This is a genomic window from Nocardia sp. NPDC004654 (assembly GCF_040609595.1).
GTDB lineage: Bacteria > Actinomycetota > Actinomycetes > Mycobacteriales > Mycobacteriaceae > Nocardia.
Window position 1 is genome coordinate 61,357 of record NZ_JBEXKI010000004.1, and the last position, 13,974, is coordinate 75,330.

Here is a 13,974-nt window from a genome sequence, read left to right on the forward strand (position 1 = left end):
GCGGCCGCTCGCGCCAGTACGGTTAGACGTCATGGAACGTCTCGAGGTCAGTTTTCCCTCAGGTGGCCAGCAATGCGCCGCCTGGCTGTACCCTCCCGCAGGCGTCCCCAAGCCCCGTCCGCTCGTGGTGATGGGGCATGGTCTGGGGGGCACGCGGGACATGGGTTTGGACAGGTACGCCCGTCGATTCGCCGCGGCGGGCATGGCCGTGCTGGTGTTCGACTACCGACATTTCGGTGCGAGCCAAGGTGATCCGCGCCAGTTGCTGAACATCGCGCGGCAGCGGGAGGACTGGCGGTCGGCCATCGCGTACGCGCGCACGCTGCGCGGCATCGACAAGACCCGAATCGCGCTGTGGGGCACCTCGTTCGGCGGCGGTCACGTGCTGACGGTGGCGCCGGAGGACGATTACATCGCCGCCGTGGTCGCCCAGGTGCCGTTCACCAGCGGGTGGGCTTCGGCATGGGCCAAGGGGCCGATCAGCATGACCAAGGTCGCCACCCTCGCCGCCACCGATCTGCTCATCGGGCCGTTGCGGCGCAAGCCGATTCGCGTCCGGCTGGCCGGGCGCAAGCGGTCCGCGGCGCTGATGAGCGCCACCGACGTGCCGGAGGGTTTCGGCAGGCTGGCCGAGGAGAGCGAGACCTACGACCCGAAAGTGGCCGCGCGCGTGGCCTTTCCCGCGCTCTTCGACTCACCGGGTCGGCATGCCAAGGCACTGAAGATGCCGGTGTTCTACGCGGTGGCCGACAACGATTCCATCGCGCCTGCCAAGCCCGCGTTGAAGGCGGCCGAACGCACCAAGCACGCGGTCGTGAAGCGTTATCCCGTCGGGCATTTCGACGTGTACTTCGACGACGTCTTCGAGCAGGCGGTCTACGACCAGACCGATTTCCTGGTCTCGGTACTGCGGCCGTGAGTCTCGTCCCCGGCGCACTTTCGGTGCGCCGGGGCGGGTATCGTTTCTGGAACCGGATTCCTTCTGCGATGGCCCCGATGCGCCGCGAAGCATCGTCGTGATGAAACTCTTTGTCCCCCTTGGGAAGGGTCTTCCCGTCCACCGATGAGCGCCGCGCGGGTACGCACCCGCCCGGAACTGCGCCAGCAGCGGCGACAACGCGCGCACGGCTGCTGGAACCATCTGATCGCCGCGCCGCTGTGGCCCAAGCACGGCGCCAATCTCGGCACCCTGTTGCGCACCTGCGACGCCGTCGGCGCGTGCCTCGCCGTGCCGCGCCGCCCGTGGGTGCCCGACGCCTTGAACCAAGGAAACACGTTGCGCCACCGGCAGTGTGTGCACTGGGTGGACGGGCGCGTGGACCGCTGGCTGACTCGGCAACGGGCGGGCGGTTCGGCCGTGGTCGGTGTGGAGCTCACCGACGAATCCATCCGGCTGGCCGATCTGCCGACGGCCCGCAAGCGCACGGTCATGGTGCTCGGCCACGAGCTCGACGGGATTCCGCCCGCGGGATTGGAGTTGCTCGATGTGGCGGTGGAGATCCCGATGGTGGGCACCGGGCACAGTTTGAACGTGGCGGTGGCGGGGTCGCTGGTGCTGTACAAGCTTGCGGGGCTTTGCTGATGCACGATCGCGTGGGCGCAGGTGTCGGCCGCGTCGACGTGAGGTGCGCTGCGTTCGCCATCGACAAGCAGTCCGGCGCAGGGCAACCGGCGTGTCAGCGTGAACGGCGCAGGGTCCGCCACAGGATGAGCAGCGCGGCGAGGGCGGCCAGCGCGAACGGAAGTGGCTGTTGGCGGACGGCGGCGGCGATGTCGCGACCGCGCTCGGCGACCGGTTCGGGCAGCGCCTCCTCGCCGTGCTCGGCCGCGTCGCGGACCCGGGTCCTCGCACGGTCCACCAGATCGGTCGCGGCGAGCGCGGCCGCCGCGCTGCGGTCCTCGGCGCGGTGTTTGGCGTCGGTGGCCTTGTCTTTGGCGGTGTCGACGAGGTCGTGCAGCTTGTCGGTGTCCGGGTCGGTGGGGCGTCGCGGGTCCATGGGTACCTCCTTGTCGCTTCGAGGTCGCGTACCCGGGTTGGGGGCGGAACAAACAGGTTGTCGGTGGCCGCCGCTACAGTCGCGGGCCATGAACGCAGCGACTGCCGCGGTCGCCGAGACGGTCCGCGGGATCGACCCGTGCGACGAGCTCGAGCGCGAGCACATCGCGACGACCCTGGACTGGCTGGCGTCGACCGACGACGTGTTCCGCAGGGAGAAACCGGCGGTGCCACCGCGGCACCTGGTGGCGTACACGGTGCTGGTCGACCCGGCGTCGCGTGCGGTGTTCCTCGGACGGCATCGGCTGGCCGGTTTGTGGTTGCCGATGGGTGGTCATCTCGACCCCGGCGAGCATCCGTTCGACGCTGCCCGGCGGGAGGCGGGCGAGGAACTCGGTATCGCCGCCGAATTCGACGTGGTGGGTTCCGCGCCGCTGTTCCTCACCGTGACCACGACCGTCGGGATCGGTGGTGGTCACGAGGACGTCAGCCTCTGGTATGTGATTCGCGGCGAGCGCACCCACGAGTACCGGCTCGACCCGCGGGAGTTCGCCGGTGGGCGGTGGTGGGACATCGACCGGTTCGCGGTTCCGGAGTCCGATCCGCATTTCGTCCGCTTCCTGACGAAGCTGGAGGCGGTCCTCGGACCGGACTCGGACCCCGTCCCGGCGTAGATCTTGGGCGATCGGCCGGAATCTACTCGGGTCACCAGGTTGGCGAGAACCATACCCCCGCTCGCGAAGTCCCGCCTGATACCGACCGCGCGACCCGCCTCGTCCATGAGTTCGACGGGGCAGGGCCTCGCGGTCGGTCAACGGCTGGGCGAGGGTCTCGGTCACCTCCTGCGTGACGAATCCTGACTGTGGCCGGTGTCAGGGTGCTCGCCAGATGCGGGTGTTCTGGAAGGACGTGAACAACCACTCTCCGTTCTCGCGCACTGCGATGCGGGTTTGGATCGAAAGGTCTTCCGGGCGGCAGGTATTCGCGCCATCCCGCAGCACACAGACGCCATTGGTGACCAGCACGGCGACATCCGGCGCCGGAAACCGGATCGTGGCTTCCCGCGGAGACGAGAGACGCGTGCCCTTCATGAAGCCGTCGAATCCCTGCTGCATGACCTCGGCCAACTCGGCTCGGCCGCGGACGAATTCACCGATGACCGAGACGAAGTCGGCGTCCTCGGTGAACGTCGCGGCGAACGCCACACCGTCACCCGCGGCCCAGGCGGCGGCCTGTGCGGCCAGCAGTTCCAGCAATCGGCCTTCGTCCGCCGTATCCGTAGTGTTCGCTGCGGCAATCCCCGTGCGTTCCACCGAATCCGAGGACGCGGCCGTCGAACGCCCCACCGCGCGCTTCGATGCACGCTCGGCATCCGGGGCGCTCACAGCGCGACCCGTCGCAGCGCGTGGTATTCGGTCGCGGCGAAGGCGGCGACCACGGCGGCGCCGATCAGCATGAACACCACACCCAATCCGGTCAGCTCGAGAACCCCCGAGAACGCCAACGTCACCATTGCCACCGCCGACAGGGTATTCACCGCCACGACCGCCTTCGCGTGCCGCGCGGGGATCCGCGGATACCCCGCGATCAGCAGGAGTGCCAGCGCACCGCCCACCATCGCGACCCCGAACGGAATCGACCACGCCGTCGGCAGCCCGAGCGGGTCGCGCAGCGCGCCGGCTCCGCCCAGCATGACGACGCCGAACGCCCCGGTACTCCAGCCGTCGACGCGCAGTGCGGTGCGCAACGGGTCGGCGGGTGGGGCGGCGAGTGCTGCCGTGCTCATGTCCATCTCCTGTCGGTCGATCGTGTCCGCCACCACGATGCCGGGACGCGGTAAGCGTCTCAATAACCTCGGAGGTCATGCGCGCGAGGCGGTGGCTACCCTGCTGACGTGGAGAACGGTTCCCGGATCGGCCCGCTGCTGCGCGACTGGCGACAGCGCCGGCGGCTGAGCCAGTTGGATCTGGCGCTGGCCGCGGACAGCTCGGCCCGCCACGTGTCCTACCTGGAGAACGGCCGCGCCGCGCCGAGCAGGGCGATGGTGCTTCGGCTGTGCGAGGCGCTGGATGTGCCGCTGCGGGAACGCAATACGCTGCTGCTGGCCGCCGGTTTCGCGCCCGCCTACCGCGAGTCCAGCCTCGACGACGCCGAGCTGACCGCGGTGCGCTCGGCGGTGGCGACCATGCTCGCCGCGCACGAGCCCTACCCGGCGGTGGTGGTGGACCGGTGGTGGAATGTGGTAACCGGCAACTCCGCGATGTCGGTGCTCACGGCGGGCGTTCCGGAGCATCTGCTGACGCCGCGTCCCAACGTCTACCGGCTGGTGCTGCACCCGGACGGCCTGATCGCGCGGCTGGCCAATCCCGCACAGGTGCGCGAGCTGTTCCTGGAACGGCTGGGCCGCCAGGCGGACGCGACCGGCGACGAGCGCCTGCGCGCGCTGCACGACGAGGTGCTGAGCTACCCGGCGCCGTCCGATCCGGCGGCGGATCACGCGGCGCCGACGGGCCCGTTCCAGGTGCCGGTCCGGATCAGGACGCCGCTCGGTGAGATGGCGATGTTCAGCACGATGGCGACGTTCGGGGCGCCCGCGGACGTGACGCTCTCCGAGCTCGCCATCGAATTGTTCTACCCCCTGGACGAATTCACCGCCGCGGCCCTGCGCGGTCTGGGAGAGCAGCGCGGGGACGCGACGGTGAACGGTTCGGCCGGAAACGACTCAGATCGGACGGAATCCGGCGCCGACGCCACCGATGGCGTTGACGGCGGCGAGGATCACGTCGATCGGCGCGAAGAACGCCGGTGAGTGGATCGGGTTGGCCGCGGTGGTGCACGGCACGTCGAAGCCGATGCCCGCGAGGCCGGTCAGCCTGCCCTGGTTCATGCCGACCAGGCGGTCGCCGACCGTCACCGGACCGCCGGAGTCACCCGGCTTCGAGCAGGCCTGGTTCAAGGTGATGGTCTCGTCCAGGTTGCCCCAGACGACACCGCAGCCCGGGCCGCTGGTGCGACCGTTGGAGCACACGGTGGTGCCGGGACCCGGCGTCGGGCCGATCCCGTTGATCGTGGTGGCGCCGACCGTGCGAACCGGCGTCACCTTCGCCGGATCGAACTGCAACACAGCGAAATCCAGCCCCTCCCCGTTGTCGGAGTAGGCCACCACACCGACTCCGCCCACATCCAGTGCCGCCTCCGACGCCAGCCGCGTACCGGCGGGCGCGCAGTGGCCCGCGGTGAGGCCCACCAGACGACCGGCGTTGTCGTGGCCGATGGCGGTGAGCGAGCACGCGGAGTTGTTCTCGAAGACGAGGCCGGAGCTTCCGCCCAGCACCGCACTCCCCGGAGCGGCCTGCGCGGCGCCCGAGACAGCGGCGCCCACACCCGCGACGACGGCCGTCACGGCCGCCATCCACCTGAATCTCACAGCAGAAACTCTCCTTCTCGAAAGACACAGGCCGACACTCGATTTCGATCGAGGAATCGACCCACCCCACACATCGTGCGGCATCGCACCGACATCAACGGTGACGCGATGCTCGTTCCGGCCCTTTCCGCGCGAAGGCGGAGCGAACCGAGTACGCGGCCTCGGTCGACTGTCGGCTACCTCAGCGTTGGGGTAGCGGCCGGTGCGCGCAATGCGATGTGTGCCGCGCCACCGTACCCGGAGACGGCCGCGGATGCGTCGGTAAGGGGGCGTTCAGGACAGGTAGGAGGTGTCGTTGACCAGACGCACCGAGGACCCGCCGTCCGGGTAGAACTCCGCGATCGACAGCGACGCCAGATCCAGGTGCAGCCGGTACAGCAGCGACGGACCCACCCCGAGCGCCAGCTGCAACAGCGTCTTGATCGGCGTCACGTGGCTGACCACCAGCACATTCCGGCCCGGATACAGCGCGACCAGGTCGCGGCGCACCGCCTCCACCCGTTCGCGCACCTCGTCGAAACTCTCCCCGCCTGGCGCCGCCACCGACGGGTCGCCGAGCCAGCGCGCGTGCAACTCCGGATCGCGTTGCGCCGCTTCGAGAAACGTCAGGCCCTCCCAGGCGCCGAAATCGGTCTCGATGAGCCCGTCGTGCGTGCGCACCGGCACATTCAGCGCGGCGCCCGCGGCCTCCGCGGTCTCCCGGGCGCGTCCGAGCGGCGAGCTCAGAACCGCGGCGATATCGCCTTTGGCCGCAAGCATTTTCGCCGCGCGCGCGGCCTGTTCGCGACCGAGCGCAGTGAGCGGCGGGTTACCGCGGCCCGAATAGCGGCGTTGCACTGAGAGTTCGGTTTGGCCGTGGCGGAGCAGGAGCAGGCGGGTAGGGCGGCCGATCGCGCCGGTCCAGCCGGGGCTACTGGAGGCGGCCTCGGTGTTCGCGGGGTCTACGCGAGCCTCTCGGACTTCGTCGATCCAGCTGGGGCCATTCTGTTCGGCGCCGTGGGCGGAAGGCTCAGCGGCAGGGCCGCGATCACCGCTGGCTTGAAGCGCCGGGCGGTCGTGCGAGGTTTCCGCGGCGGCAGCGTGGTACACCGGGGCGTCTGGCTCGGCTACGGCGGCCGAACTCGCGGCGGCGTCCGCTTCCGACTCACCGTGCGCTGTGCCAACGGATGTCCCCGCTGGCGCGCGACCGACAGTGTCGCGCAGCGGGGTCTCCTGTCCTGCCTCGTGGGCCGCCCGCACCTCGTCGACCAGGGTGGCGTCGTCCATCGCCTCGTTGGCCAGGCGGTCGGCGTGCGAGTTCTGGGCGCGCGGAATCCAGGTGAAGCCAACCCGGTCGAAGCCCGCGACCAGACGGCGAGCTCGATCGGCCAGCGGGATCATCGCCGCGTGCTTGACCTTCCAGCGGCCCGACATCTGCTCGACCACCAGCTTGGAATCCATCCGCACGTCCACCGTGCGCGCGCCCAGCTCGGCGGCGGCCTCCAGGCCCGCGATCAGCCCGCGATACTCGGCGACATTGTTGGTGGCGATGCCGAGGCTTTCCCGCCGTTCGGCGAGCACCGCGACGTGGTCGGCGGCGAAGACGACCGCACCGTAGCCAGCGGGGCCGGGGTTGCCGCGCGAACCACCGTCCGCCTCGACGATCACGTGCTCGTAACTCACCGGACCTCCTCGGCATCCGGACGATCGGACCCGCAGGTCACAGACCGGATTCCTTGGTGCGCACCAAGATCGCGTTGCATTCGGGGCAGCGCACCACCACGTCGGGCGCCGTCTTCGCGATACGCGCGATCTCACCGCGGTCCAGCTCGATCCGGCACGCGCCGCACTTGCGCGCTTGCAGCAGCGCCGCGCCGACACCGCGCTCGGCCTTCTGCTTGTCGTAGGCGTTCAGCAGCTCCGCGGGGACCAGTCCGACCAGGTTGGAGCGATCGTCCGTACACCGCCCCTGCGCCACCTCCAGGTCCGCCAGCGCTTCGTCGCGCAGCCGTTGCGCCTCGGCGAGCTCCTCTTCGGTCTTGCTCAGCCGGGCGCCCGCGTGGTCGTGATCGGAGGCGGACGCCTCGCGGCGCTCCATCACCTCCAGCAGTTCGTCCTCCAGGACGCCGCGCCGCCGCTCCAGACTGCCCAGCTCGTGCTGGAGCTCCGAAAGTTGTTTGGCGTTAACGGAACCGGCCGTCAGCAAGCCGCGGTCGCGCTCCTCGCGCTTGCGGACCGCCTCGATCTCGCCCTCGAGTTTGCGGATGTCGCGATCGAGGTCGTCCAGCACGATCTCCACCGCCACCGCGGCGTCCTTGTGCTTGTTGCGCTCCCCCTCCAGCCGCGCCACCTCCTGCAGCTCGGGCAGCACGGTGCGCCGATGCGCGATCCGCGTCAGTTCGGCGTCGACAGCCGCGAGCTGAAGCAGCTTGGCCTGGATCGGTGGTTCGACATTCAACGCGGACAAACTCCTGAACACTGTGGACGGGCCGGGGGGTATCCGCCGGGCGGCGAATGCCAGTGCTCAACCGTACCCCGGCCACGGGGCGGTTGGTTCCGAGACCGGGCCGAGGAATGTGCGGGTCGCGTGGTGCGAGTGCGCGGCCGCCTGATCAGGTCGGACATGCGCGCGTCGCTCAGGAAAAACAGCCGGGACCGGCGACATCGCGTGTCGCTCGGCGAGAACACACACCGGTCCGCACCGCCTCGCTGCGGGCGTGGGCGCCTGCGGGACGACCGGAATCCGATGGAACCGATGACCGATTCGGCGCGTCATATAGTTACGACCGGGGGATCACCCGACGCCGATGACTGGGAGAGCTATGCGAACCGCCGACGTCTTACGCACCGTCCTCGCGGGTGCTGCTGTCATCGGATTGGCCGCGGGGTGCGGGTCGACGGTCGACGGCACGGCCGCAACACCGACGACGACGGTCCGGAACCTGGACGAGATCGAGGTCTACAACCCGTGTACCCAACTCAGTGAGGAAGCTATGCGTGGTACTGGCGCGGACCCCTCGACGAAGCGCGTTGTCACCGATCCTCCGACAGGGCCAGCATCGTGGCGGATCTGCTCCTGGGAGGTCACCGCTCTGCCCTATTTCGTGACTGTTGCCTCCAGCAGCCACACCGTCGATGAGACACGAGCCAATCCCAACGAAACCGGCTTTCGCGACGTAAATATCGGGGCCCGTCCGGGGCTGGTTCATCAGGATAGAGCCGACACGCGCGGTCTGATTTGTCGAGTCGCGATACCCGCCGAGCAGGGCATGTTCGTCATAAGCGCGGATTGGCGCGCATCCAAGCCGATAACCCAAGATCGGTGCGAGCTTGCGGTCAAACATGCGAAGGACCTCGAACCGCATCTACCGAAGTAGCTCGACTGGACAGATGCTTACGAATCGACAAGGGGTGGAACGCCGTGGCTGACGACATACAAACGCAGATGAGGCAGTGGCAGCAGCTCAAGGAACAAGCGATATCGGGTGAGTTCCGTATGGATGAGAGCATCGGCGAAGCACTCAGGAAGCGTTGTGAAGAGATGCTCGATGACCTGGATGTGCTCACCGCCGATGCCCTCAATCTGCAGTATTTGTCCGGCTACGGTGGCCTGCCATCGGCTCGTGCACTGCAAGAGAAGTTTCAAAACAAAGCCGTCAACGGCGGGCCACACGACAGCAAGGATTCTGCGGTAACCCGCCTGCAGCAGCACATGGAAGTCGTCCAACTCATGCACGACACCTACGCCGCCGCGATCGGCAAACTCCAAGCCGCCGACCAAGCAGCGGGCAACCAGCTGACCGCTCACACCGAAGGGATGAACTGATGCCCTTCTTCGTCGCCGCGGCAGCGGTCATCGGCGTCATCGCGGGCGGTGCGGGAATCGCCCGCGCGCAGAACGACTCCCACGAGAACAAAGTCAACGAGACCAATTTCCGCAACTCCGGCGAGGACAAGTGGAAGAACGACCGGAGCCACATCCAGAACGAGTGGAACACCCTCAACGGTCAATACGGCGATCGCGCCCCCGCGGTGCTGACGGGCATGGAGCCCTTCGACACCTGGTCACACGAGCAAATCTGGAAAGCGCTCAACGACCACGACGGCGGCAAAGGCGTCTCGCAGGCCGACATCAACAGCGGCGCGGACGGTTGGCGCAGGCTGCGAGACAGGGCCGACGAGGCCGTTCGCGTCTTCCGCACCGGCGTCGACTAGGACATCGAACAACTCTGGAAGGGTCGCGCCGCCAACGCCGCGATGGAAGCCACCCGCGCCTACACCGACGAGTTCAAGAAGCTGCCGGTCAGCTTCCAGCAGGTCGCCAACGGCATCGACCTGTTGCAGGGCTACCTGGATCAGGTCAAGATCTCGATCCCGCCCGCGCCGCACGTTTCCGGTTTCGACGAATTCATGGGGCACATTCCGGGCAACGGTGTGCTGAAGCTGGCGCAGCACCGCGCGAACGAGGCCGAGGCGAATGCTCGCGAGATCATGAAACGGATCTATGTGCCGGGCGCCCAAGAGGTCGACAGTCACACTCCCAAGCTTCCTGAGCCGTTCAATCCGGTCAGCAACCCCGGCGACAAGCCGAAGGACGACGACGGTGGCTGGCCGCCGGGCGGTCGACCGGTGAATCCGCGCGGTATCGATGATCCGAGAGACCCCGGTGGCGATCCGAACAATGAGGAAGGCGACCCGAATCAGCTGAAATCGGATGATTCGAACACGGACCCGCAGAATACGGATCCGGCCGCGACGAATCCCGCGTCCACCAATCCGCAGAGCACGGTTCCGCAGAGCAGCGTGCCGACACCGGCCACACCGAAGTCGTATCTGGAGGACCCGCTCAGCAGGCCTGGACCGGGCTCGCCTGGTTCGCCGGGCTTCCCCGGTGGTCCAGGACCTGGATCGAATCCCAGTCCTGGGAAAAGCATTCCGGGCGGCAAACCTGGTCAGCCCGGTGCACCCGGCAGCACACCGGGCGGACGCGCCGCCTCTCCGGCCGCGGGACGTCCCGGTATGCCGGGTATGGGTGCCCCGGGTGCTGGACGCCGCGGCGAGGACAACGAGAACGAGCACAAGACGCCGGACTATCTAGTGCAGGACCGCACCACCGAACTGTTGGGCGTGCAGCCGCGGGTACTGCCGCCGGGCGGGGTCATCGGCGGATGAGTGGAGGTAGAGAGCGCGCAGGCCGCAGCCGAGCGCAAGCGAGGCGAAGGCATGAGTGAATGGCGTTGGCAGCTGGACGGTCTCGCGTTCAGCATCGCGATGGAAGCCATGGGCCGGGACCGGCTGCCGTATCCGTTGAGTTTCCAGCCCGAATTCATGGAATACCAATCTGATTTCGAGCGCCTTCGCATGCAGACGGCACAGCGGTTGCAGCCGATCTTCGACGAGCGGCTGCACCGGGCGCTCACCGTCCTGCTGGAACCGCAGGTGCGCATCGAGATTCACGGCTTCTACGGTCCGGAGCTGAAGCAGGTCGTGCGGATGCACGCGGGTGTGGTGGACCAGGTCGCGACGATCGCGATACAGCAGCCAGGTCCGGATCGTGAGCACGGCCGCGATGTCGTGCTCACCATGTGCTACTCGCACTTGGTGGTTTCGGAGATCGCGGCGCGCCTGCCTCGTTGTCAGGGCGGCGCCCACCAGCCGTTCAGCGCTCGACGCACGGACATGGACCAGCCGCTGTACTCGCGACATCCGACGCGTCTCTCGCACGCCGAGGAGGTGAACCGGTTCTTCCGGCGACCGCGCGTCGGCGCGGGCGAAATCACTGTCTACCCTGGCATCGCCTACGACGCCCGGCCGACGCTGGACGGGCATGCGTTCATCTGGCTGGATTACCCGAACGACGGGCGGTATCTGCTGGTCAACCACAGCAGGAACGACTTCAGCATCGCGCCGGGCCCGACCGACGAGATCATGCGGCGACTTCAGGACCGAATCGCCGTGGTGAACCGGGAGCGCACGAACGCGTGGTGACGCCCGGTGCACACAGACGTGCGTAAATCGTCGGCAAACCGCGCGGTGGCGGCAGTTCAACTTCCGGGCGCGCGGGTCTTGATGGCGTCGCGGGAGATGTAGACGTCGTATTCGCCGGGGGTCGCGATGACGGCGTTGCCGTAGGCGGAGCGAACGAAGGGGTCGGTCCACCACTTTCCGTCGCGCATGTCGGCGAAGAAGCCGGCGTCGTCGCCGTTGAGGAAGATGTGGTTCTGGGTGGTGGCGACGCCGTCGAGGCGCTGGCCGTACAAGCGGCTGACCTTGTAACCGGAGTGGAAGCCGAGGGCGTTCACCCAGGGTTCCAGCTCGACGATGTTGGCTTGCAACACCCACAGATCGCCCTGGACGCGGAACTTCTCGCGGCGCTCCGGATTGTCATCGTCGCCGTAGAGCGTGAGGTCGACTTCGAGCTGATGGTCCTCGCCCGCAACCTCGCTCACCACCACGTGCGCGGCTTTGATCTCGCCGCTCAGTCCGAGGTAGGTCTGCATGAGGGTCGCGACCCACAGCAGCAGCACCGCGACGACGAGGAGCACGAGCCCGCCCGCACCCCGGCCGAGCAGCACCCGCGGCCCGACCCTGCGCACCTTCACCAACGCCGAAACGAGCAGCGCGACCGCGATCAGGATCAGCAGGATCAACCCGATCTGCACGATCCCGAAATCCACCGGGTAACTCATGCGGTAGTTGTACCCGCTTCCGGCCCTTCGATTCCCGGGAACGGCGCGGAACTGTCAGTCGGCGGCGGCCACGGTCCACGGGTCGGTGCGGATGGTGGAGACGCGAGTCTCCACGCCGGGAAGCGCCGCGGCGACAATGCCTTCCGCTTGCGCGCACCAGGGGAACTCGGTGGCCCAATGGGCGGCGTCGACGAGAGCGGGCCCGCCTGTGCGCAGGTGTTCGTCGGCGGGGTGGTGGCGCAGGTCGGAGGTGAGGTAGGCGTCGACGCCGAGGCGGGCGGCCTTGGCCAAATAGGAGTCGCCCGCGCCGCCGCACACCGCGACGCGCTCGATCATCCGATCCGGGTCGCCCGCGGCGCGGACGCCCCAGACGGTGGACGGGAGCGCTGCGGAGACGCGAGCGGTGAAGGCGCGCAAGGGTTCCGGTTCGGGCAGGGTTCCGATGCGTCCGATGCCGAGCCCGGACGGCAGGGCGGCGCGCTCGGTGACGTGGTAAGCCGGGTCCTCGTACGGGTGCGCCGCGCGCAGGGCGGCCAGCACCGCGCTGCGGGCGGCGGGCGGTGCGACGACCTCGATGCGATCCTCGTCGACGCGTTCCAGTTCGCCGATCGTGCCGATCGCCGGATTCGCGCCCGGCATGGGACGGAACTGTCCGGTGCTCGGCGCCCAGCTCGCGCAGTCGTGATAGCTGCCGCTACCGCCCGCACCCGCGGCGAACAGGGCGTTCAGCACCGCGTCGGTGTGGGTGCGCGGGACTTGGACGACCCAGTTGTCCACCGCGGCAGTGGGTTTCGGGTCCAGTGGCGCGGTGACCGTCAGACCGATCGCGGCGGCGAGCGCGTCCGAGACGCCGGGGTCGGCGGAGTCGGCGTTGGTATGGGCCGTGAACAGGGCGCAACCGGAACGGATGAGGCGGTGCAGCAGAGCGCCTTTGGCGGTGTCGGCAGCCACGGTGTCGACGCCGCGCAGCAGCAGCGGATGGTGCACCACCAACGCCTGGGCGCGCCAATCGATGGCCTCGTCGACGACCTCGGCGGTCGCGTCCACCGCGAACAACACCCTGGTGACCTCGTCTTCGGGATCACCGCACACCAACCCGACCGAGTCCCACGACTCCGCCAGCTTCGGCGGATACGCCGCGTCCAGCACCCCGATGAGATCCGCCAGCGTCGTCACCATCCGCCTACCCCACTCCTCCCGAACTCCCGTCCCGGCGGGCGCCGGTCGTCCTCCATCATCCAGCCCGGGGTTCCCGCGCGGAAAACACACCCGGTCGAACACGGCTAGCAACCGCCATTTCGGATGAAATCGGCAGCCACGACTTAGCCTTATCCGCAGCAGCCCATGCTATCGGCGATGCGTACGAATGGTCGGATGTAGACGCAGCAAAGCAATGCTGCGGCATGGCTTTGGCTTACAAGGGGCGGCCGCCAACTACGATTCGGAGTCATTCAGAGGTTGCAGATCGTCGATAAAGCTCGACCAACTGACTGACCTACATTCGATATTATCCTCCGCCGCAGACTCATCTTCATCCGTCTCTTCCTCGTGATCCCAGAACCAAACCGAACCAAAGTCCGAGTCACGCAAAGAAATAGCAAACAAATTTCCGTATTCATCGCTGGCGACCGGAAGTAACCAGTTGGGGATTCTCCCGGAAAAGACATCGAGCTTCCACCAAATACTTGCCCAATTAGGGGCATCATCGCGTAGGCAGAATATCTCATTCACTGCTTGATCGTTACCCTCGACCCGACCCCCATCCTGCCGCATCAGGAAACCCTTGTAATCCTCAGGCAATCCGCGACCGATACGCTCCTCGAGGCGCTCGATATCGAATCGCATTGCCGGACCAGCCGCTCTGTAGTAACCGACAGCCATCA

Annotated in this window: 18 protein-coding genes; 9 read left to right on the forward strand and 9 right to left on the reverse strand. The window is 67.8% G+C overall.

Annotation, left to right across the window (positions count from 1 at the left end):
• Positions 1-31 precede the first annotated feature (31 nt).
• A complete protein-coding gene (locus ABZV58_RS14500) occupies positions 32-919 on the forward strand; it encodes an alpha/beta fold hydrolase (protein WP_355000617.1) in 888 nt (295 codons plus the stop codon).
• A gap of 144 nt (positions 920-1,063) precedes the next feature.
• Positions 1,064-1,582: a TrmH family RNA methyltransferase gene (locus tag ABZV58_RS14505; RefSeq protein ID WP_355000618.1), complete on the forward strand. Its 519-nt coding sequence runs from the start codon at positions 1,064-1,066 to the stop codon at positions 1,580-1,582.
• Positions 1,583-1,676: 94 nt separating this feature from the next.
• On the opposite strand, the gene ABZV58_RS14510 is transcribed toward ABZV58_RS14505, so the two are convergent.
• Positions 1,677-1,997, reverse strand: a complete 321-nt coding sequence (locus ABZV58_RS14510; RefSeq protein ID WP_355000619.1) for a hypothetical protein — start codon at positions 1,995-1,997, stop codon at positions 1,677-1,679.
• An 88-nt stretch (positions 1,998-2,085) separates the two neighbouring features.
• On the opposite strand from ABZV58_RS14510, the gene ABZV58_RS14515 reads away from it, so the two are divergent.
• Positions 2,086-2,670, forward strand: coding sequence for an NUDIX domain-containing protein (locus tag ABZV58_RS14515; RefSeq protein WP_355000620.1), 585 nt, complete (start codon positions 2,086-2,088; stop codon positions 2,668-2,670).
• A gap of 198 nt (positions 2,671-2,868) precedes the next feature.
• Here ABZV58_RS14515 and ABZV58_RS14520 read toward each other — a convergent pair whose 3' ends face one another.
• Positions 2,869-3,381 carry an SgcJ/EcaC family oxidoreductase gene (locus ABZV58_RS14520; protein ID WP_355000621.1) on the reverse strand — a complete coding sequence of 171 codons (513 nt, stop codon included), beginning with the start codon at positions 3,379-3,381 and terminating at the stop codon, positions 2,869-2,871.
• Positions 3,378-3,782 (reverse strand): hypothetical protein, encoded by a 405-nt coding sequence (locus tag ABZV58_RS14525; protein ID WP_355000622.1) that lies wholly within the window; start codon positions 3,780-3,782, stop codon positions 3,378-3,380. Before ABZV58_RS14525 ends, ABZV58_RS14520 begins: the two co-directional genes overlap by 4 nt.
• A gap of 108 nt (positions 3,783-3,890) precedes the next feature.
• On the opposite strand from ABZV58_RS14525, the gene ABZV58_RS14530 reads away from it, so the two are divergent.
• Positions 3,891-4,805, forward strand: coding sequence for a helix-turn-helix transcriptional regulator (locus tag ABZV58_RS14530; protein WP_355000623.1), 915 nt, complete (start codon positions 3,891-3,893; stop codon positions 4,803-4,805).
• Here ABZV58_RS14530 and ABZV58_RS14535 read toward each other — a convergent pair.
• The 3 genes from ABZV58_RS14535 to ABZV58_RS14545 form a co-directional block, all read right to left on the reverse strand.
• Positions 4,719-5,408: a hypothetical protein gene (locus ABZV58_RS14535; RefSeq protein ID WP_355001137.1), complete on the reverse strand. Its 690-nt coding sequence runs from the start codon at positions 5,406-5,408 to the stop codon at positions 4,719-4,721. The two genes, ABZV58_RS14530 and ABZV58_RS14535, sit on opposite strands and share 87 nt — an antisense overlap.
• 288 nt (positions 5,409-5,696) lie before the next feature.
• A complete protein-coding gene (locus ABZV58_RS14540; RefSeq protein ID WP_355000624.1) occupies positions 5,697-7,085 on the reverse strand; it encodes a bifunctional RNase H/acid phosphatase in 1,389 nt (462 codons plus the stop codon).
• A 37-nt stretch (positions 7,086-7,122) separates the two neighbouring features.
• Complete coding sequence (locus ABZV58_RS14545) at positions 7,123-7,860, reverse strand: C4-type zinc ribbon domain-containing protein (RefSeq protein ID WP_355000625.1); 738 nt, start codon at positions 7,858-7,860, stop codon at positions 7,123-7,125.
• Positions 7,861-8,224: 364 nt separating this feature from the next.
• Here ABZV58_RS14545 and ABZV58_RS14550 point away from each other — a divergent pair, with 364 nt between their 5' ends.
• Genes ABZV58_RS14550 through ABZV58_RS14570 form a run of 5 tightly spaced genes read left to right on the forward strand, consistent with a single transcriptional unit; the run spans position 8,225 to position 11,390 of the window.
• A complete protein-coding gene (locus ABZV58_RS14550; RefSeq protein WP_355000626.1) occupies positions 8,225-8,779 on the forward strand; it encodes a DUF3558 domain-containing protein in 555 nt (184 codons plus the stop codon).
• A gap of 44 nt (positions 8,780-8,823) precedes the next feature.
• Complete coding sequence (locus ABZV58_RS14555; RefSeq protein WP_355000627.1) at positions 8,824-9,228, forward strand: hypothetical protein; 405 nt, start codon at positions 8,824-8,826, stop codon at positions 9,226-9,228.
• Positions 9,228-9,617 (forward strand): hypothetical protein, encoded by a 390-nt coding sequence (locus ABZV58_RS14560; RefSeq protein WP_355000628.1) that lies wholly within the window; start codon positions 9,228-9,230, stop codon positions 9,615-9,617. The genes ABZV58_RS14555 and ABZV58_RS14560 overlap by 1 nt, the downstream gene beginning before the upstream one ends.
• Before the next feature lie 42 nt (positions 9,618-9,659).
• Positions 9,660-10,574 carry a hypothetical protein gene (locus tag ABZV58_RS14565; RefSeq protein ID WP_355000629.1) on the forward strand — a complete coding sequence of 305 codons (915 nt, stop codon included), beginning with the start codon at positions 9,660-9,662 and terminating at the stop codon, positions 10,572-10,574.
• Positions 10,575-10,625: 51 nt separating this feature from the next.
• Entirely contained in the window at positions 10,626-11,390 is a 765-nt protein-coding gene (locus tag ABZV58_RS14570; protein WP_355000630.1) for an ESX secretion-associated protein EspG, read from the forward strand.
• A 56-nt stretch (positions 11,391-11,446) separates the two neighbouring features.
• Here the strand turns inward: ABZV58_RS14570 and ABZV58_RS14575 are convergent, their stop codons facing one another.
• The 3 genes from ABZV58_RS14575 to ABZV58_RS14585 all read right to left on the reverse strand — a co-directional run bounded on the left by ABZV58_RS14575 (position 11,447) and on the right by ABZV58_RS14585 (position 13,972).
• Positions 11,447-12,091, reverse strand: coding sequence for a hypothetical protein (locus ABZV58_RS14575; protein WP_355000631.1), 645 nt, complete (start codon positions 12,089-12,091; stop codon positions 11,447-11,449).
• Positions 12,092-12,145: 54 nt separating this feature from the next.
• Positions 12,146-13,270 carry a Nif3-like dinuclear metal center hexameric protein gene (locus ABZV58_RS14580; RefSeq protein WP_355000632.1) on the reverse strand — a complete coding sequence of 375 codons (1,125 nt, stop codon included), beginning with the start codon at positions 13,268-13,270 and terminating at the stop codon, positions 12,146-12,148.
• 255 nt (positions 13,271-13,525) lie between these two features.
• Positions 13,526-13,972: an SMI1/KNR4 family protein gene (locus tag ABZV58_RS14585; protein ID WP_355000633.1), complete on the reverse strand. Its 447-nt coding sequence runs from the start codon at positions 13,970-13,972 to the stop codon at positions 13,526-13,528.
• Positions 13,973-13,974 lie beyond the last annotated feature (2 nt).